Here is a 16,732-nt window from a genome sequence, read left to right as displayed (position 1 = left end):
GGTTTTAAGCGGTGGGAGTGTTGGTGGACAGGATTAGTCGTCATCGAAGTCGACGTTCGGGACCAAATCTACGGATTCATCCGTCAATGGGTCATCGGAGCCGGGGACATCCATGGCGGTAGCTTCTTCACCATTTGCCGCCTCTTCCCCAATGCCGAGCTTCTGGAAGATCTTCTTTTCGATCTCATTGGCAAGGTCAGGGTTGTCCTTCAAGAAGGAACGAGCCTTTTCCTTACCTTGGCCCAGCTGATCGCCTTCGTAAGTAAACCAGGACCCGGACTTGCGGATGAAACCGTTTTCTACGCCGAGATCGATGATGGAGGACTCGCGAGAAATGCCCTCGCCGTACATGATGTCGAACTCGGCGATCTTGAACGGCGGGGAAACCTTATTCTTTACCACCTTGAGCTTCGTGCGGTTACCGATGGCGTCTTGGCCATCCTTCAGCGTCTGGATACGGCGGATATCGCAGCGCACGGAGGAGTAGAACTTCAGCGCTTTACCACCGGTGGTGGTCTCCGGGGAGCCGAACATCACACCGATCTTCTCGCGCAGCTGGTTAATGAAGATTGCGGTGGTGCCGGAGTTATATAGCGCACCGGTCATCTTGCGCAAGGCTTGGGACATCAGGCGGGCCTGCAGGCCGACGTGGCTATCGCCCATCTCGCCTTCGATTTCCGCCTTAGGGGTCAATGCCGCCACGGAGTCCACGACGATAATGTCGATGGCGCCGGAGCGCACCAGCATATCCGCGATTTCCAGGGCCTGCTCACCGGTATCTGGCTGGGACACAAGGAGGTTATCGGTGTCGACGCCTAGCAGACGTGCATATTGGGGGTCGAGGGCGTGCTCGGCATCGATAAACGCTGCAATGCCGCCATCTTTTTGCGCTGAGGCAATGGCATGCAACGCCACCGTCGTCTTACCGGAAGACTCTGGGCCATAGATTTCCACAATTCGCCCGCGCGGAAAGCCGCCGATGCCCAGCGCCACGTCGATTGCTGTGTTGCCAGAAGAAATGGCCTTGATGGGGGGGCGGTCATCATCGCCCAAGCGCATGACGGCGCCCTTGCCATAATCCTTTTCGATCATGGCCATCGCGGCATCTAGCGCCTTCTTGCGGTCATCTCCCTTGGTTGCGGCGGAGGATGATTTCTTTTTTGTTGCCATTGTTATAAATCCTTATCTCGTACGACGCTGCGTGAACACTTAATTAGACTGCTGCAGAACCCTAAATGGTTCCGCCCTCATCGCGATCCCACTGTAGTCGCCCACACCGACACCCCAACTAGAGTACATACATCTGTTCGAATGTCGAAAATAGACACGCCTTTTCGGCTTCTCTGAGTCCTTATAAGGTTGGGTAATCTACGCCGAGACGGCGTTCTTGGGGAACATCGAAGTCATTGCACAGCCCTATCCAAACACGACGGGGATCGACGCCACGTTCGATAAGCTCATCCGGCGTTCCATTAAGCTCTGATAAAACATGCGAATGGCTAATCCACGCCCCTTTTGATTCGCCAAATTCATCCACAACCAATTGGTGGTACTCCGTCAATCGCATGCGCGCAATCCTACCCACCACCATGGAAATATTTCCAAAACTTTTACCTGGACCCCAGAATTAGCCTCCTTGAACGACGTTCAAATTGGTGTGTCTACTGCGCCTTTATCCAAGATGCTAATCTTTGTCCATGCAGAAGAACTCCGTGGCAACCACCATTGCCTATGTAGCGGTATTTACCGCCCTCGTTATCGTTTTAGCCTTCGTTTCTATCCCCGTAGGCACCGCCGGCGTGCCCATCGTCTTGCAAAACGCCGCGCTCATTTTGTCCGGCCTCATCTTGGGCGGAAAACGCGGCGGCTACGTTGGCTTGCTATTCCTCTTTATCGGTTTGGCATTGCCCGTTTTGGCAGGCGGTGGCACCACGCTTCGCGCGCTTGCCGGCCCCACCGTGGGATACATCGTCGGTTATGTGCTTTCCCCCATCGCCGCGGGCGCCATTGCTTACCGCGCCCCGCGCGGAAAGGGCGGGATGACCGTGGTTTTCGCTATCGCCGCCATCGTTGGCCTCCTGGTGCAGTACACCTGTGGCGCGATTGGCTTGATGCTTCGCTCCGGACTAGACGTCGGCCCGGCCATCGCGGCGCAAGGCCCGTTCGTCCTCGTTGACACCGCAAAGCTCATCGTGGCCGTTATCATTGCCGTTGGCGTTCATTCCGCATTCCCCGACTTGATGGGTAGAAAGGCCTCCTAGTGCCCATCATCGACTTTTCCTCGGTCACGGTAGCCTTTGATGAGACGGTGGTCCTCGATAACATCAACCTCTCATTAAGCGAGCAGCGGATCGGCGTCATCGGTCAAAATGGCGGCGGAAAATCCACGCTGACCCGGCTAATAAATGGCCTGGGTGAGCCCACCGCGGGCACCGTCACTGTCGACGGCATCAATCCCAGCGAGCAGGGCAAAAAGGTGCGCGAAAAGGTGGGGTTCGTCTTTTCTGATGCCGAAAATCAGATCGTTATGCCCAATGTGCGCGATGACATCGCTTTTTCCCTGCGCCGCTTCAAGCTATCTAAGGACGAGCGCACTGCCCGAGTAGACGCCGCCTTGGAACGATTCGGGCTTTTAGAATTTGCCGAGCGCTCCCCACACACTCTTTCTGGTGGACAAAAGCAATTGCTCGCCTTAGCCGCAGTGCTGGTCATCGACCCGGTTCTCATCATCGCCGATGAACCAACGACGCTGCTTGATCTCCGCAATCGCGACCGCATCAAGCGCGAGTTCGCGCAGCTTGACCAGCAGCTCATCGTCGTTACTCACGATCTGGAGTTCCTCACGGATTTCGACCGTGTCATCTGCATCGATGACCACAAGGTTGCCGCCGATGGCGCTCCCCAAGAAGTCATCGATTTTTACAGAGATCTCATGGCGCAGCGGCCACTTTAGAAAGCCACCTCTAATGACCCGACGCAGAACCAATATTCCGCTTTCCGTGTACGTTCCGGGCACGACGGTAATCCACCGGATGAAGCCCAGCTGGAAGATACTCATCTTGCTGGTATTTATCCTAGTTACCAGCATCTTTTTCAATACTCTGCCGTGGGCAGGCGGTTCGGTGATCGCCGCAGCGCTAACCTATATCATCGCCCGCATCCCCCCACGAATTGCCTGGAGCCAACTCTGGCCACCCCTGGTCATCCTCATCCCCCTCGCCGGTTTCCAATGGTGGGCCAAGGATTTTGACTACGCCGCGGTGATGTTCCTCAACATCTTGGCGGCCATGATTCTGGCCTTTTTACTAACGCTCACCTCGACCGTCGACGCCATCATGGAGTCGCTGGAAGAATTCCTCCAGCCGCTGAATCGTTTCGGCGTCCCAGTAGAAAACATCAGCTTGGCGATGTCCTTGACTATCCGCCTCATCCCCCTCATGTTCGAAACGGTCTACGAGGTTCTCGATGCCCGGAAGGCTCGCGGCGCTGGCTTCTCCCCCTCAGCCTTTGTCACGCCCGTCATCATTCGCTCCATTCGGCGTGCTCGGGCCATTGGCGAAGCCCTCCAGGCCCGCGGCGTCGGTGACTAAGACGACTAAGGCACATACCCGGCTTGCGCTACAAAACCTCCGACTTTCCCCACCGCTCAACGCGGCAAAGGAAAGATCGGAGGCTATTTTTCAATTAGCGCTATGAAGAGCGCGGGATGAGAGAGTTACTCTCCGCGCAGCTCTCGCAAGCGAGCTTGGACGGCATCATCATTCGAGGTCGGCTGCGTCGGCTGCGCTGCCTGGTCTGCAGCGGACCCAGAGGCCTTATTGCCCTCGATGGCCTGGGTGCGGTTTCCTTCCACCGACTTCGTGGAGTTCATCTCGCTTCGGATCTGCTCCAAGCGGGAGTGGCCGGCCATCTGGACGCCCGCCTGCTGCACCTCGGCCATGCGATTTTCGACAGAATTTTCCGCCAACTCCGCCTGACCCAAAGCCTTGGAATAGCGGCGCTCAATCTTATCGCGCACGGAATCGAGCGAAGGCGTGTTGCCGCCGGCCGAAAGCTCGTTCATGGAGTTCAAAGACTCAGAAACCTTTTCCTGCATCTTTGCCTGCTCCAGCTGCGATAGCAACTTCGAACGCTCATCAACCTTCTGGCGCAGGGCGGCATTATTGCGTTCTACAGCGCGCTTAGCCTGCTCTGCCTGTTGCAACGCCTGGTCGTGGAGCTTCTTCGTGTCCTCCACAGACTCTTCTGCGGTCACCAACTGAGCGGCAAAGGCCTCGGCGGCGTTTTCGTACTCCACGGCCTTGTTTTCATCACCATTGGAGCGTGCCTTATCCGCAAGCTCGAGCGCCTGGCGGGTATTGCCCTGCAGCTTTTCGACCTCGGCTAAGCGACGGTTAAGTTGCATCTCCAGCTGGCGCTGATTGCCAATGACCGCCGCCGCTTGCTGCGAAAGCTCTTGGTGCTGACGTTGGGCATCTTCGATGGCCTGCTCAATCTGCACCTTCGGATCGGCGTTCTCTTCGATTTTATTATCGAACAGTGCCATCAGGTATTTCCAACCCTTAACAAATGGATTCGCCATTATGCTCTAGACCTTTCTAGGGAATGTGGTAATGCGTCGCGTTGTCGTGTTCATAGTAACCCAACGCCTAGGGCTCTGCCGCCACTAATCGCAGGTATCCACCGCGGCAATTCTTCTCAGAATCGCGCACGCGTTAAAGCTCAGAAGCAGCCGGCGCGGTATGCGCGAGCTCTTCATCCATCGAGGGCAACGCCATATAACCGGCAGCCTCAATCAGGACGTCCGACACAGACGCGTCAAGTGCGTGGCACACGGATGCCAAGAGCTCAGAAGAAACTTCCTTGCGGCCCCGCTCAAGCTCCGACAAGTAGCCCGGTGACACGCGGGCAACGCTAGCCAATTCGCGCAGGGTAACTGACTTATCCGCGCGGAAAGCACGCAGGGTCAAGCCCAATGCTTCGCGCAAAAGTGGCTCGGGGGCGCGGGCAGGTTGTGGCGCCGATGGTGCCGCTGCCGCAGGTTCCGCGGCAGTCTGCGCCGAGTGGTCGAGGACTGCTGTAGAAATGTTCATCGTAAGTTTTAACGCTCCTTCGATGAAATTTGTTCCCCACTAGTAGGAAAGTTTTTGATGATTGCACCAAGTTGGGCGATGGCTGCTCCTACCGTGGCCTTTCTGATGCCGTTGCGTTCAGTACCCAAGTCGTGCAAGCAATAAGAATGCGCTATGCGGTCGGCGGAATAGATTCCTAAAAATACCGTGCCGGGATCTTTTCCTTCTTGTTTATCCGGCCCGGCAACGCCGGTAAGCCCTATCCCCCAATCGGCCTCGGTTTCCGCGGCGGCGGCGCGGGCCATATCGACTGCGGTTTCGCCAGAGACGACGCCCACGCGCTCGATCTCGGAAACTGGTTTATCCAAAAAATGGGACTTGACCTCTGTGGCATAGGTTACAAGACCACCGCGCAGGACGGCCGATGCTCCAGGCACCGAAGCGATGGTAGCGCTGGCTAGGCCGGCAGTCAGCGACTCGCAGAAGGCCAAGGTCTCGTGGCGCTCTGTTAATGAGGCAACGAGGTCAGATTCTGTAAAGGTCATTGCGTTTAGCTATTTTGCTTCTGTCCATCGATGAGATACTGCACGCCGGTAACGACCGTTACCACGACGGCCATCCACATGATGAAGGAGGTAGGAATATCCATCCACGCGGGAAGCGGCCACAAGTATAGGCCCACGGCGAAAGACTGCAGGACGGTCTTTAGCTTACCACCCTTGGAGGCTGGGACGACTTTTCCGCGGCGCAGCAGGGCCATGCGCCAGATGGTGATGCCGAATTCGCGAATCAGAATAATGACGGTGACCCAGACCGAAAGCTGATCGACGATATTGAGGCAGACAAGCGCTGTGGTCATGAGCGCTTTATCAGCAATGGGGTCGGCGATCTTGCCAAAATCGGTAATCAACCCGCGGGCGCGGGCAATATCGCCATCGAGCTTATCCGTGAGCATTAAGGCGGCAAAGACGCCAAAAGACCACCACTGGTGGCCACCGATGACCAGCCATGCAAAGACCGGAATGAAAACGATACGCAGGCAGGTAAGGACATTCGGCAGATTCCAATTAGAGACCTGCGGATTCACATCCGAGGACTGCGCTGACTGTGCTCCGGGTTGATTCACCCTATACATACTACCCGCTAAGGTTATGGTCTCGCGGCACACTCCCCCGAGAATTTATACTGTCCGGTATGAAATATTTTGCAGTCAATTACGAATACAACCCGGCCAACCCAGAGATAGCGAAGGTCCGCCCGGCCCACCGCGAGTTCACTGGGAAGCTGTTTGATGAGGGCACCATCGTGGCCTCAGGACCGTTCACGGATTCCCAAGGAGGCGCACTCATCATCGTGCGCTTTGACAATGATGACACCCAAGTGACCGATGTCATCCAGCTGATGAACGAAGATCCCTTCTATCAAGACGGCTGCCTCCAGGGCCGCAGCTTCCGCGAGTGGAATCCGGTTAAAGCCCGCTTCTAGGCTCCCCACTTGTTGGGTAGGTCTTCCTTGGACAGATCCTCGGCCCTGCCCAGGTAATCGCCGCGCGTATTGCGCACGATCTTATTTCCTTCCTCATCCCAGTCGTAGTGGTTGTGGGATACAGCCACTGCGCCTTGGGTCTTATCGCGCATGTTCTTGATAACCGATGCAACAACCGTGATGACCAGGACCCCAACGATGACCACCAGCGAGCCGATGGTAGAGATTTCCGGCACGGATTCGATATTGTCGCCGCCATTGATAAACGGCAGGTTGTTCTCGTGCAAAGCGTGGAAGAGCAGCTTGACGCCGATGAAGCCCAGGATGATGCCCAGGCCGTAGGGCAGGTAGACGAGGCGGTCCAAGAGGCCATCGATAAGAAAGTACATTTGGCGCAGACCCATCAGCGCGAAAGCGTTGGTGGTAAAGACCAAAAACGCCTCCGAGGTGATGCCATAGATTGCCGGAATGGAATCGAAAGCAAACATGACATCGATTAGCCCAATGGACACCAGCGCCACAAACAGCGGTGTGAAAGCAAACTTGCCCTTCTTTGAGCCATCGTCCATGCCGTGGGTGAGCTTATCCCCGTGGTACTGCGGGGTAACATCTACGGCCTTGCGCACGAGCTTGATGATGGCCATATCGTTCGGGTTGGTCTCCGGCGCGTCCCGAATCTCATCGATGACCAACTTGATGGCGGTGTAGAGCAAGAAGATGGCAAAGAGGTAGAAAATATCGGACCACGCCGAGATAACGGCCGCGCCCAGCAAGATGAATACCAAGCGGAATACGAGGGCGATGATGATGCCGATGAGCAGCACCTTTTGCTGGTACTTGCGTGGGATTTTAAAGGATCCCATGATAAGCGCAAATACGAAGAGGTTATCCACGGAAAGCGCTTGCTCTGTGACATAACCGGTAAAGAATTGAATGCCGTGCTCATGGCCCCATACGGCCCAGACAACGCCGCCAAAAACTAGGGCGACGGCAATGTAGAAAAGGGTCCACAGGCCCGACTCTTTCAAAGTGGGCTCATGTGGACTGCGCACGTGAGAATAAAAGTCGAATATAAAAAAGGCTAGAATCACCGCACCGGTGACCAGCCACACCCACAATGAGACGTTCATCCGAGATCCCTCCGGTCGAATTTACTTTAAGAAAGTGACCGGAGGTCTCCCCCGCCCAGCGGCTATTCCTCGCTGGGCCGACACGACCGGGAGCGCACAGCTACCGTGTTGACGATCTATGCCGAATGTGGGGTACTCCCCTCCAAGACCGTGACCATCTTACACTACTTAGAATGCCCCGGACGATGGGTTATAGGTCGCTTGCACCGTCCGCGTATCGGAATTGGGCGCATCGGAGGAATCGGAAGTAGCAGACTCTGCAGAATCGCCCGCATCATCGTTTGCTTCTTCCTGGTTCAACTCGTCCTGGATTTCCTTAGGGGCATCGGCAGGGTCGGCGCCCTTAATCATCCACAGGATGGTGTCGAGTTCTTCTGGCTTGACCAGCACCTCGCGGGCCTTGGAGCCTTCCGATGGGCCGACGACGCCGCGCGATTCCATCAGGTCCATCAGGCGACCCGCCTTGGCAAAGCCGATGCGCAGCTTGCGCTGCAGCATTGAGGTGGAACCCAGCTGAGCGGTGACCACCAGCTCGACGGCCTCGAGGAGGTCATCCATGTCCTTGCCAATGTCATCGTCGATTTCCTTCTTCGCCTCGGACTGCTTTTCCTCGGTCACGCCCTCGGTGTAGTTCGGGGCGGCCTGGGATTTAGCGGCCTCGACGACATCCATGACCTCATCGTCGGAGACGAAGGCACCCTGCATGCGCACTGGGCGCTTGCCCTGCGGGATAAATAGACCATCGCCCATGCCGATGAGCTTTTCCGCGCCGCCTTGGTCCAAGATGACGCGGGAGTCGGTCAAGGACGAGGTGGCAAAGGCCAAGCGGGAAGGCACGTTGGTCTTGATGAGGCCGGTGACCACGTCGACGGACGGGCGCTGAGTAGCAAGCACCAAGTGGATGCCGGCGGCGCGCGCCTTCTGGGTGATGCGGACGATGGAGTCCTCGATCTCCTTCGGGGCGGTCATCATCAAGTCCGCCAGCTCGTCGACGACGCAGACGATATAAGGATAAGGCCGGACCTCGCGCTCGGAACCGGCCGGTGCCTGGTACTCGCCGGAGACAACCTTGCGGTTATAGTCCTCGATCTTGCGCACGCGCGCGGCCTTCATATCCATGTAGCGCTGCTCCATCTCTTCCACCAGCCACTGGAGGGCCGCCGCGGCCTTCTTCGGCTGGGTAATGATGGGCGTAATCAGGTGCGGGATGCCCTCATACGGCGTGAGCTCGACCATCTTTGGGTCGACGAGGATCAGGCGTACCTGCTCCGGGGTGGCACGGGTGAGCAGCGAGACCAGCATGGAGTTCACGAACGCGGACTTACCGGAACCGGTAGCGCCGGCAACCAACAGGTGCGGCATCTTCTGCACGGAAAAGGACGTGTATTCGCCCTCAATATCCTTGCCCAGGCCAATCAACATTGGGTCCGGGGAAGACGTCATGCTGGGCGCGTCCAAGACCTCGCGCAGGTGGACCATTTCGCGGTCCGGGTTAGGAACCTCAATACCCACCGCGGACTTGCCTGGAATCGGCGTGAGCAAGCGCAGGTTATCGGTAGCCACGGCATAAGCCAGGTTGGACTGCAGGTTCGTGATCTTCGAAACCTTCACGCCTGGTCCAAGCTCAATCTCATAGCGAGTCACCGTAGGGCCACGGCTAAAGCCAGTTACCTGAGCATTGACGTTGAACTCTTCGAAGACATCGGTGATGGCCTCAATGATGCGGTCATTGATCTCGGTGCGTTCCTTCGCAGGCGTGCCTGGGGTTAGCAGATCAGTAGAGGGCACCGCATAGTTGTCGTTGCCAAATTGCGCAGGCGCGGGCGCTTGGGGCTGTGCGGCAGGCTGTTCCGCCGCCGCGGTGGATTCCACCTGGGCTCCCGTGGCCGCATCGCGCCCAGAGCGCTCGCGGAATAGGCGCCGGGCTTCCTCGTGCGCCGAAGACACGGCATCGGAACCGGCCTTGGCGGCACCAGCGGCAGCGGCTCCGGCGGCAGCTCCAGCCGCACCGGCAGCAGCGCCCTTGGCCTTGCCGGCTGCGCCCGCGGCACCAGCCGCACCAGAAGCAGCGGCAGCACCGGCGCCAGCGGCTCCAGTGGCTCCAGCACCAGCGGCGCGGGCAGCCCGCGACTTGTGGCCGACGGAAAACCCACCGCTGGCAGAACCCAAGACGCGGGTGGGCTCGCTTTCTGGCAGGGCCGGTTGGGTGGATTCGGAGCCCTCTGCGTAGTCAGCGCCATCTACTGCCGGGAAGGCATCGGTATCCCCCACCTGGGAGTCCGCGCCGTAGCCCAGCTCTTCGTCGGTACGGTCCACCGGCTCATAGCCCGCGCGGACGGGGGTGTTGAAGGCGACGGTGTGGTCGTCCTCGGGGGCATCGGCAAGCGACTGCACTGGATAAGAGCTGCCAGTCTTGCGCGGAGTAGACGTGCTGCGGCGCTTCGGGGCGGGGCGCTCGGAACGCTCGCGGCCGTGCGCAATATCGTCGATATCGCCAGACACGTGGCCGTAGAGGTCATCCTCGCCCGCATCATCGTATTCTGCATCGCTGCCGCCAAAGCGGGAAAATGCCGAGCGCAGCGAATCCGCCACGAGCTCATAGGCCTCGCGGATGGTAATACCCGTAACCAGCAGCGCACCGTAAATGATGACCAAGAAGAGCAGGGGTACTGCGACATACGAGGTAAACGCGGCATCTAGGATCCCACCGATGGCAAAGCCGACGACACCGCCGGCCCCGCCCGCGGTATCGGTGGTAAACCCAAGCGGCGGATTGCCGGCAAAGATGTGGATGAGGCTCAGCATCGCCAGCACGATGATCGTCGTGCCGCCCGCAATGCGCGGATTAATGCGCCCGGATGGACCATCCATTTCCATCATGAGCGAAATGGCCAGCGCGACGAGCGCAATGGGAAGCACCCACGCGCCGGCGCCGATGACGTAGCGCACCAGGTTACCCACCCAGGCACCCACCTGGCCGGCAACGCCAAACCACACGGTGGCGGCGAGGACGATGGCTACGCCGATGAGCACCAGGGCAACCGCATCTGGATTATTGACTCGCAACCCGCCCTGCGAGGAAGCCGCTGCCTCCTCGGCAGCCTGTGCCTCCTCCTCTGCTGCGATATCGCGCGCGCGAGTTACCTTACTTTTCTTCTTTTTCCCGGCGCTATCAGAAATTTCCTGTGGCTCCCTTGTTCTCTCGAAATCCTCCGTGCCGTCAGCAGTTACATCCTGGCTCGGCTTCAGGCCCGCAAGGCCATTGCCTAGGCCGCGGGCAACATTGCCCATTCCGCGCGCGGTGGCACCAAAAGCGGAGCCAAGCCCCTTGCCGACGGCCCTAAATGCACTCCCCGTACGCTCTTGCGTCGTTCCTGCCGCGCGCCCAGACGAGGTCATCTCCAGCGTCTCTGGCACACCGGCGCTGGACTGGCTGCGGCCAGACGGCCGCGACCGGTTCGCTTTCCGGCCAGGCGCGCTTTTCGATGCTCGCGTCTGGTTCCGGCGCGATCCGCGAGAGGAGGCATTTTTGACAGACATGTCATTTACCTTAACCGGAAAACCCCACAAATCACATACGCCACACGCGTGACAGGGCTATTTAACCCAGAAATACCCCGCGTTCGGGCCAAAAAGGCGGAGCACGGGCCGCAAAATCGGCTTTTTCTAGCCTACAGGGTTGACATTTTAATGGCGGTCTCATCGCCATTGATGGTGACCTGGACAACGTCGCGCCCGTACGCCCACAGGAGGAGTTCGCCGACCTCCCCGCTGACGCGGACCACGCGGTCGCCGCGATCGGCTACCCCGTGCTTGTCTGCTACGACGATACGCGGCAGCCCATCCGGCTGTAGGATCACCGGCTGGGTGGACTTGCGCAGGCTAAATTTTGCCCAGATCTTCAAAAAGCGGTGCAGCTTCTTCTGGACCGCGGCGGAAAAGTCGCGCGGTTCGGTCTGGCCATTGGCGCGGCGGATATCCTCGTGATGGATAAAATGCTCGGCCAAATTCTGCTGGGCATCAAGAAAGCGCGCGGGGTTGAGCTTTGCTGGTCCCCTCCCCCAGGCATCGACAAGCTCATCGAAATCACGGCGGGCAACCTTGGCGGATTCCTTTTCCAAGTGGGGCTGCAGGACCGAAAAGAACATGCCCGCGGCGGCATCGGGACGATTTTCGCGCACCCACAGGTGAGCAACTAAGTCGCGCGTGGTCCAGCCCTCACACAGCGTGGGGGCGTCTGGACCTAACTGATGCAAAAGCGCGACCATCTTGGCGCGTTCGGAAGATGAAAACGACATATGCCCCAGCATACCGAGGTCATCGAAATACTGGGGCACAGAAACTATGACGGAATTAAATCCTTTTGTAGGAGAACCTACAGGGACTCGCGGCTGGCGTCGACATCGGCGTCATCGGCAAGCAGCATGCCTGAATTCGTCGGCACGATGGTGGGCAAAATAACCGGCTCGCGCTTGTACTTGGAATCCATGAGCTTGGAGACCTTGCGGCGCAGCTTTTGCACCATCCGGTAGGTGTCATTCTCGCCCTCTGCGGCGAGATCGTTCATGGTGTTTTCCACCATCTCCGCCACCTCGGGCACAACACCGCGGTCATCATCGGAGAAACCGGTGGTTGCCACAGTCGGGTGCTCGAGCAGGCGGGAGGTGCGATTATCAATCACGCAGGTAATGGATACGACGCCGCCGGCACCCAAGTTGGTGCGGTCTGCCAAGGTATCGGCATCGACATCGCCCATGGACACGCCATCGACGTAGAGGTGGCCAACCTGCAGCTGGCCGACGACCTCCGCGCGGCCCTTGCGCAGATCCACCACGACGCCGTTTTGCGCCAAGACCGTCCGGTCGCGAGCCACGCCGGTGGAAATCGCCAATTCCTTATTGGCGCGCAGGTGGCGCCACTCACCGTGGACCGGCATGGCATTGCGCGGGCGCGCCGCGTTGTACAGGAAGAGCAGCTCGCCGGAGTAACCGTGGCCGGAAGCGTGGACCTTGACGTCCTGGTTGGTGATGACGTTGGCACCAATCTGGGACAGCATATTGATAACGCCGAAGACGGCCTCTTCGTTGCCCGGAATGAGCGAGGAAGAGAAGATGATGGTATCGCCATCGCGCACCGTGATCTGGCGGTGCTCGCGGCGGGCCATGCGGGACAGCGCGGCCATCGGCTCACCCTGCGTACCAGTGGTAATGAGCATGGTCTTGTGCGGGGCCATCTTCGCAGCCTCATCGATGGGGATAATGGTGCCGCGCGGGACCTTCAAAAAGCCCATCTTTTCCGCAATTTCCATATTGCGCATCATCGAACGGCCATTAAAGGCCACCTTGCGGCCATTGGCCACAGCGGCGTCGATGGCGGCCTGCACGCGGTAGACATTCGAGGCAAAGGAAGCCAAGATGACGCGCTGCTTCGCATTAGCCACCAAGCGCTTGAAGTTGGCCGGGATATCGCCCTCCGAGGCGGATACACCCGGCACGGTGGCGTTGGTGGAATCGCACAGCATGAGGTCGACGCCCTCGTCGCCGTAACGAGACAACGCCGGAAGGTCCGTCGGGCGATTGTCCAACGGGGTTTGGTCCAGCTTGATATCACCGGTGTGGATGATATTGCCTGCCGGGGTGCCCAGCATGATGCCGAGCGCATCCGGCACGGAGTGGTTGACCGCCCAGAAGCGAACGCGGAAGCAGCCGTAGGTCACGTCGGACTTTTCGTTGACCTCAACAAACTTCGGCTTCTGGCGGTGTTCCTTACACTTCGCCGCAATAAGCGCGATGGTGAAACGGGAGGCCACAATGGGGATATCCGGGCGCAGCTTCAGCAGCCACGGGATGGCACCGATGTGGTCTTCGTGGGCGTGGGTGACCACGAGGGCCTTGACCTTGTCGATCTTCTTTTCAATCGGCCCGAAGTCCGGCAGGATAAGGTCCACGCCGGGCTCGCCAGACGATGGGAAGAGCACGCCGCAGTCAATGATGAGCAGCTCATCGCCGTACTCAAAGACGGTCATGTTGCGGCCGATTTCGGAAATACCGCCCAAGGCGTAAATGCGCAGGGTATCCTTCGCCTGCTTTGGCGGTTCCGGCAGGCGCTTGGTCAAATCAGCACCCTGCATGGACTTCGGCACATTGCGGCGGCCGCGATTATTGTTATTGCGGCCACGGCCCTTGCCGTTGCCGTTCTTTCCGTTGCCACCGTTGTTGATCTTGTTATTGCCGCCGTGGTTATTTCCCTGGCCATTGCCATTATTGCCGTTTCCACCACGGCCACGGCCGCGGCCGCCACGGGAACGCGAGCGGCGGCCGTTGTTATCGCCGTCGTTCTTGTTATCGGCAGAGTTATTCTTGCCAGAGTTGCCCTGCTCCTCATTTCCGGCAGTACCGGCGTTATTGGCAGGGGCCTGAAATACGGGCGAAGCCGCCTCATTGGAGGCGGTCTCAGTTTCCGAAGGTGGACCCGCCTTACGGGTGACCTTGCGGGAACGGTTACGGGGTTCAGTCATTCTTAAAGGACTCCAGATTGTTCCAAATCACGGCGAAGTACCTCGCGTTCCTCCTCGCTCGCGGCGGTAACAGGAAGGCGGGGATCGCCAACTTCAAAGCCCTGCAGTCGCAGAGCTTCCTTTGCAAATGTCGCTCCGCCCAACCGCGCCTGAGCGCGGGTCAGTGGAAGAAGCGTTGAGTAATTTATTTCTTGCGCGCGGGCCAAATCGCCCGCATCGAAAGCTTCATAGAGTTCTACCAAGGCACGCGGCGCAGCGTGACCGATGACGGAGATGAAACCCGAAGCGCCGAGGGATAGCCACGGCAGATTTATCGGATCGTCACCGGAATACCACGCCAAGTCGGTTTCTTGGATGAGTTCTGCGGCCGCGGAAAGATCGCCCTTGGCGTCTTTCACGGCTTGGATAGTCGGCAATTCCGCAAGGCGGCGGAGCGTATCCGACGCCACTGGGATGCCCGAGCGGCCAGGGATGTCATAGACGCAAATCGGCAGATCCGTAGAATCAGCAACTGCGGCAAAATGCTCGTAGACGCCCTTTTGGGAGGGCTTGGAGTAATACGGAGTCACCACGAGCAAGCTATCGGCTCCTGCGGCGGCGGAAGCTTGGGCAACCTCAATCGCGGTTGCGGTGTTATTCGTTCCGGCGCCCGCACAAATCCGGACGCGGTCTCCCACTTCCTCTTTTACGGCCTTGAGCAGCTCCAACTTTTCGTCCAAGGACGTGGTAGGAGACTCGCCCGTCGTTCCACCCAAGATGAGTGAATCCACGCCGTTGTCTACGAGATGAGCTGCCAGGCGGCGACCCGCTTCTACATCCAGCGCACCGTCACGATCAAACGGAGTGACCATGGCGACGCCAATGCGACCGAAGGTGTCAACGCCAGTCTTTGCTGTCATACCTGTGCTCATAGCCGTCAAGGTTACCCGCTAGGGCACCTTTTGGCCGCATCGGGGTGGCGCGTGTTAAGCGTAAGGGCTTGCGGCCATCTGCGTTCCATCGGCCAACGTGGTGATATGGAAGTCATCGAAAAGCGCTGGTGCTTGCTCCTGCAAATGCTTCAAGCACTCCACCGCCACTTCGCGCAATTCCGTATCAGCGTGCTCGGCCGCCCGCGCCCCAATGAAGTGGCGCCACGCGCGGTAATTGCCGGTAACGACGAGCCTGGTTTCCGTCGCATTGGGCAATACCGCGCGCGCCGCCTGCCGCGCCTGCTTCTTTCGCAGCAGCGCATTCGGTTCATCCAGCTTTTCTTCCAAGGCCTCTAGCAGCTCATCGTAGACAAAACGGGTTTCATCCACGGCTTGCATGACCAACCGGCGCAATTGTTCATCTTCTTCCACCAGCTTGGGCAGCGCTACGTGCATCTCATTAGGGTGCACAAAGCGCTGGGATAGCTGTGAAAAGGAAAAATGCCGGTGGCGAACCAATTCATGGCTGGCTGAGCGCGAGAGCCCCGTGATGTACATCGTCGCCGTGGCGTGTTCCAATAGCGCCGTATGGCCTACCTCCATGATGTGGTGCAGGTAGGCGGAATTCGTCGCGGTCCGTGGGTTGGGCTTGTCAAAAGACTCATAACACGCTCGCCCCGCGAATTCGACGAGGGCCTCGCCATCGGTCGCCGTCTCATCGGCACGCCACTGCGTTCCCTGAGGCGGGTGAAACTCGGTGGCGGCAATGAGCTGGATATTTAGCTCACTCGCAGTGGCCATACCGCTACAGCCCCAGGTACTTGTCTAGCCCGACAACCAATCCCGAGTGCTGCGCAATCTCCCGCACGCCGAACAAAACGCCGGGAGTGAAGGAGGAACGATCGTAGGAATCCTGGCGGATGGTCAGGGATTGCCCCTGCGCACCGAAAATAACCTCTTCGTGGGCCACCATGCCGCGGGTACGCACGGCATGCACTGGGATTCCGTCTACATTCGCGCCGCGCGCGCCCTCGAGGGACTTTTCCGTCGCATCCGGCATCTCGCCCAACTCGGCGTCGCGGCGCGCCTGAGCAATGGCCTCTGCGGTGTGGATGGCGGTACCGGAAGGCGCATCCAGCTTGGTGGGGTGGTGAAATTCCACGACCTCTGCGGTCTCGAAGAACTTCGCCGCCTGCTTAGCAAGCACCATGGTCATCACGGCAGAGATGGCGAAATTCGGAGCGATCAGCACGTTTCCAGCGCCCTCTTGGCGGGTCCACTGCTCCACCTGGTCCAAGCGCTCTTTATCAAAGCCAGTGGTACCCACCACGCAGTGAATGCCGTTCGCGATGCAAAACTCCAGGTTTCCCATCACCGAATCAGGCTGGGTGAAGTCCACGATGACCTCTGCGTGATTATCAACCAATTGCTGCAGGTCATCCCCGCGGCTAATTTCCGCTACAAGCTCTAGATCATCTTCGGCATTAACGCCTTCAACAATCGCCTTGCCGACGCGCCCTTGCGCTCCCAAGACTCCTACTTTGATCGCCATTGCGGGCCTCACTTTCTTAACAACTTTGAGTTAAACCTTTGTTTCCTTCCCATCCTATCGCGCTC

General features: G+C 58.6%; 17 protein-coding genes. 4 read left to right on the top strand and 13 right to left on the bottom strand.

Annotated elements, in window-relative coordinates; all coding sequences use genetic code 11:
* Positions 1-33 precede the first annotated feature (33 nt).
* Both recA and ABRP87_RS03200 read right to left on the bottom strand, forming a co-directional pair.
* Positions 34-1,170: a recombinase RecA gene (gene recA, locus ABRP87_RS03205; RefSeq protein ID WP_023030598.1), complete on the bottom strand. Its 1,137-nt coding sequence runs from the start codon at positions 1,168-1,170 to the stop codon at positions 34-36.
* 181 nt (positions 1,171-1,351) lie between these two features.
* On the bottom strand, positions 1,352-1,567 hold the full coding sequence (locus tag ABRP87_RS03200) for a DUF3046 domain-containing protein (RefSeq protein ID WP_023028888.1): 216 nt from the start codon (positions 1,565-1,567) through the stop codon (positions 1,352-1,354).
* A 130-nt stretch (positions 1,568-1,697) separates the two neighbouring features.
* Between ABRP87_RS03200 and ABRP87_RS03195 the strand changes: the two genes are divergently transcribed.
* The 3 genes from ABRP87_RS03195 to ABRP87_RS03185 are packed head-to-tail and all read left to right on the top strand — an operon-like array spanning position 1,698 to position 3,590.
* Positions 1,698-2,261, top strand: a complete 564-nt coding sequence (locus ABRP87_RS03195) for a biotin transporter BioY (RefSeq protein ID WP_349867703.1) — start codon at positions 1,698-1,700, stop codon at positions 2,259-2,261.
* Positions 2,261-2,953, top strand: a complete 693-nt coding sequence (locus ABRP87_RS03190) for an energy-coupling factor ABC transporter ATP-binding protein (protein WP_349867701.1) — start codon at positions 2,261-2,263, stop codon at positions 2,951-2,953. The genes ABRP87_RS03195 and ABRP87_RS03190 overlap by 1 nt, the downstream gene beginning before the upstream one ends.
* 13 nt (positions 2,954-2,966) lie before the next feature.
* On the top strand, positions 2,967-3,590 hold the full coding sequence (locus ABRP87_RS03185; RefSeq protein WP_349867699.1) for an energy-coupling factor transporter transmembrane component T family protein: 624 nt from the start codon (positions 2,967-2,969) through the stop codon (positions 3,588-3,590).
* A gap of 125 nt (positions 3,591-3,715) precedes the next feature.
* On the opposite strand, the gene ABRP87_RS03180 is transcribed toward ABRP87_RS03185, so the two are convergent.
* From ABRP87_RS03180 to pgsA, 4 genes are all read right to left on the bottom strand, one after another.
* Positions 3,716-4,582 (bottom strand): PspA/IM30 family protein, encoded by an 867-nt coding sequence (locus ABRP87_RS03180; RefSeq protein ID WP_349867697.1) that lies wholly within the window; start codon positions 4,580-4,582, stop codon positions 3,716-3,718.
* A 133-nt stretch (positions 4,583-4,715) separates the two neighbouring features.
* Positions 4,716-5,093 (bottom strand): helix-turn-helix domain-containing protein, encoded by a 378-nt coding sequence (locus ABRP87_RS03175; protein ID WP_005278839.1) that lies wholly within the window; start codon positions 5,091-5,093, stop codon positions 4,716-4,718.
* Between the two features lie 8 nt (positions 5,094-5,101).
* On the bottom strand, positions 5,102-5,617 hold the full coding sequence (locus ABRP87_RS03170) for a CinA family protein (protein WP_349867695.1): 516 nt from the start codon (positions 5,615-5,617) through the stop codon (positions 5,102-5,104).
* Between the two features lie 5 nt (positions 5,618-5,622).
* Positions 5,623-6,207: a CDP-diacylglycerol--glycerol-3-phosphate 3-phosphatidyltransferase gene (gene pgsA, locus ABRP87_RS03165; RefSeq protein WP_349867693.1), complete on the bottom strand. Its 585-nt coding sequence runs from the start codon at positions 6,205-6,207 to the stop codon at positions 5,623-5,625.
* Between the two features lie 59 nt (positions 6,208-6,266).
* Here pgsA and ABRP87_RS03160 point away from each other — a divergent pair, with 59 nt between their 5' ends.
* Entirely contained in the window at positions 6,267-6,557 is a 291-nt protein-coding gene (locus ABRP87_RS03160) for a YciI family protein (protein WP_349867691.1), read from the top strand.
* Here ABRP87_RS03160 and ABRP87_RS03155 read toward each other — a convergent pair.
* The 7 genes from ABRP87_RS03155 to dapB all read right to left on the bottom strand — a co-directional run bounded on the left by ABRP87_RS03155 (position 6,554) and on the right by dapB (position 16,667).
* The gene (locus ABRP87_RS03155; protein ID WP_349867689.1) at positions 6,554-7,687 is read right to left on the bottom strand and encodes a TerC family protein; all 1,134 of its coding nucleotides are present in this window, start codon (positions 7,685-7,687) and stop codon (positions 6,554-6,556) included. The two genes, ABRP87_RS03160 and ABRP87_RS03155, sit on opposite strands and share 4 nt — an antisense overlap.
* A 168-nt stretch (positions 7,688-7,855) precedes the next feature.
* Positions 7,856-11,086, bottom strand: coding sequence for an FtsK/SpoIIIE family DNA translocase (locus tag ABRP87_RS03150; RefSeq protein WP_502879274.1), 3,231 nt, complete (start codon positions 11,084-11,086; stop codon positions 7,856-7,858).
* Positions 11,087-11,358: 272 nt separating this feature from the next.
* Positions 11,359-11,997, bottom strand: a complete 639-nt coding sequence (locus ABRP87_RS03145; protein ID WP_349867735.1) for a TIGR03085 family metal-binding protein — start codon at positions 11,995-11,997, stop codon at positions 11,359-11,361.
* 65 nt (positions 11,998-12,062) lie between these two features.
* Positions 12,063-14,204: a ribonuclease J gene (locus ABRP87_RS03140; RefSeq protein ID WP_349867685.1), complete on the bottom strand. Its 2,142-nt coding sequence runs from the start codon at positions 14,202-14,204 to the stop codon at positions 12,063-12,065.
* Between the two features lie 2 nt (positions 14,205-14,206).
* Positions 14,207-15,115: a 4-hydroxy-tetrahydrodipicolinate synthase gene (gene dapA / locus ABRP87_RS03135; RefSeq protein WP_349867683.1), complete on the bottom strand. Its 909-nt coding sequence runs from the start codon at positions 15,113-15,115 to the stop codon at positions 14,207-14,209.
* Between the two features lie 54 nt (positions 15,116-15,169).
* Positions 15,170-15,916 (bottom strand): FAD-dependent thymidylate synthase, encoded by a 747-nt coding sequence (gene thyX / locus ABRP87_RS03130; protein ID WP_239269515.1) that lies wholly within the window; start codon positions 15,914-15,916, stop codon positions 15,170-15,172.
* A 4-nt stretch (positions 15,917-15,920) separates the two neighbouring features.
* Positions 15,921-16,667, bottom strand: a complete 747-nt coding sequence (dapB, locus tag ABRP87_RS03125; RefSeq protein ID WP_349867681.1) for a 4-hydroxy-tetrahydrodipicolinate reductase — start codon at positions 16,665-16,667, stop codon at positions 15,921-15,923.
* Positions 16,668-16,732 lie beyond the last annotated feature (65 nt).

This window comes from Corynebacterium sp. KPL2830 (genome assembly GCF_040225635.1).
Classification (GTDB): Bacteria; Actinomycetota; Actinomycetes; order Mycobacteriales; family Mycobacteriaceae; genus Corynebacterium.
Note: the sequence above shows the minus strand (reverse complement) of the source record. Positions and strands in the feature narration are given on the sequence as shown.

Bases quoted from the DNA above. Each gene is read 5' to 3' on its own strand.
- ABRP87_RS03145 (WP_349867735.1), bottom strand. From the start codon at position 11,997: ATGCTGGGGCATATGTCGTTTTCATCTTCCGAACGCGCCAAGATGGTC.
- ABRP87_RS03170 (WP_349867695.1), bottom strand. From the start codon at position 5,617: ATGACCTTTACAGAATCTGACCTCGTTGCCTCATTAACAGAGCGCCAC.
- ABRP87_RS03150 (WP_502879274.1), bottom strand. From the start codon at position 11,086: ATGACCTCGTCTGGGCGCGCGGCAGGAACGACGCAAGAGCGTACGGGG.
- recA (WP_023030598.1), bottom strand. From the start codon at position 1,170: ATGGCAACAAAAAAGAAATCATCCTCCGCCGCAACCAAGGGAGATGAC.
- pgsA (WP_349867693.1), bottom strand. From the start codon at position 6,207: ATGTATAGGGTGAATCAACCCGGAGCACAGTCAGCGCAGTCCTCGGAT.
- thyX (WP_239269515.1), bottom strand. From the start codon at position 15,916: ATGGCCACTGCGAGTGAGCTAAATATCCAGCTCATTGCCGCCACCGAG.
- ABRP87_RS03155 (WP_349867689.1), bottom strand. From the start codon at position 7,687: ATGAACGTCTCATTGTGGGTGTGGCTGGTCACCGGTGCGGTGATTCTA.
- ABRP87_RS03200 (WP_023028888.1), bottom strand. From the start codon at position 1,567: ATGCGATTGACGGAGTACCACCAATTGGTTGTGGATGAATTTGGCGAA.
- dapB (WP_349867681.1), bottom strand. From the start codon at position 16,667: ATGGCGATCAAAGTAGGAGTCTTGGGAGCGCAAGGGCGCGTCGGCAAG.
- ABRP87_RS03195 (WP_349867703.1), top strand. From the start codon at position 1,698: ATGCAGAAGAACTCCGTGGCAACCACCATTGCCTATGTAGCGGTATTT.
- dapA (WP_349867683.1), bottom strand. From the start codon at position 15,115: ATGAGCACAGGTATGACAGCAAAGACTGGCGTTGACACCTTCGGTCGC.
- ABRP87_RS03185 (WP_349867699.1), top strand. From the start codon at position 2,967: ATGACCCGACGCAGAACCAATATTCCGCTTTCCGTGTACGTTCCGGGC.
- ABRP87_RS03140 (WP_349867685.1), bottom strand. From the start codon at position 14,204: ATGACTGAACCCCGTAACCGTTCCCGCAAGGTCACCCGTAAGGCGGGT.
- ABRP87_RS03175 (WP_005278839.1), bottom strand. From the start codon at position 5,093: ATGAACATTTCTACAGCAGTCCTCGACCACTCGGCGCAGACTGCCGCG.
- ABRP87_RS03160 (WP_349867691.1), top strand. From the start codon at position 6,267: ATGAAATATTTTGCAGTCAATTACGAATACAACCCGGCCAACCCAGAG.
- ABRP87_RS03180 (WP_349867697.1), bottom strand. From the start codon at position 4,582: ATGGCGAATCCATTTGTTAAGGGTTGGAAATACCTGATGGCACTGTTC.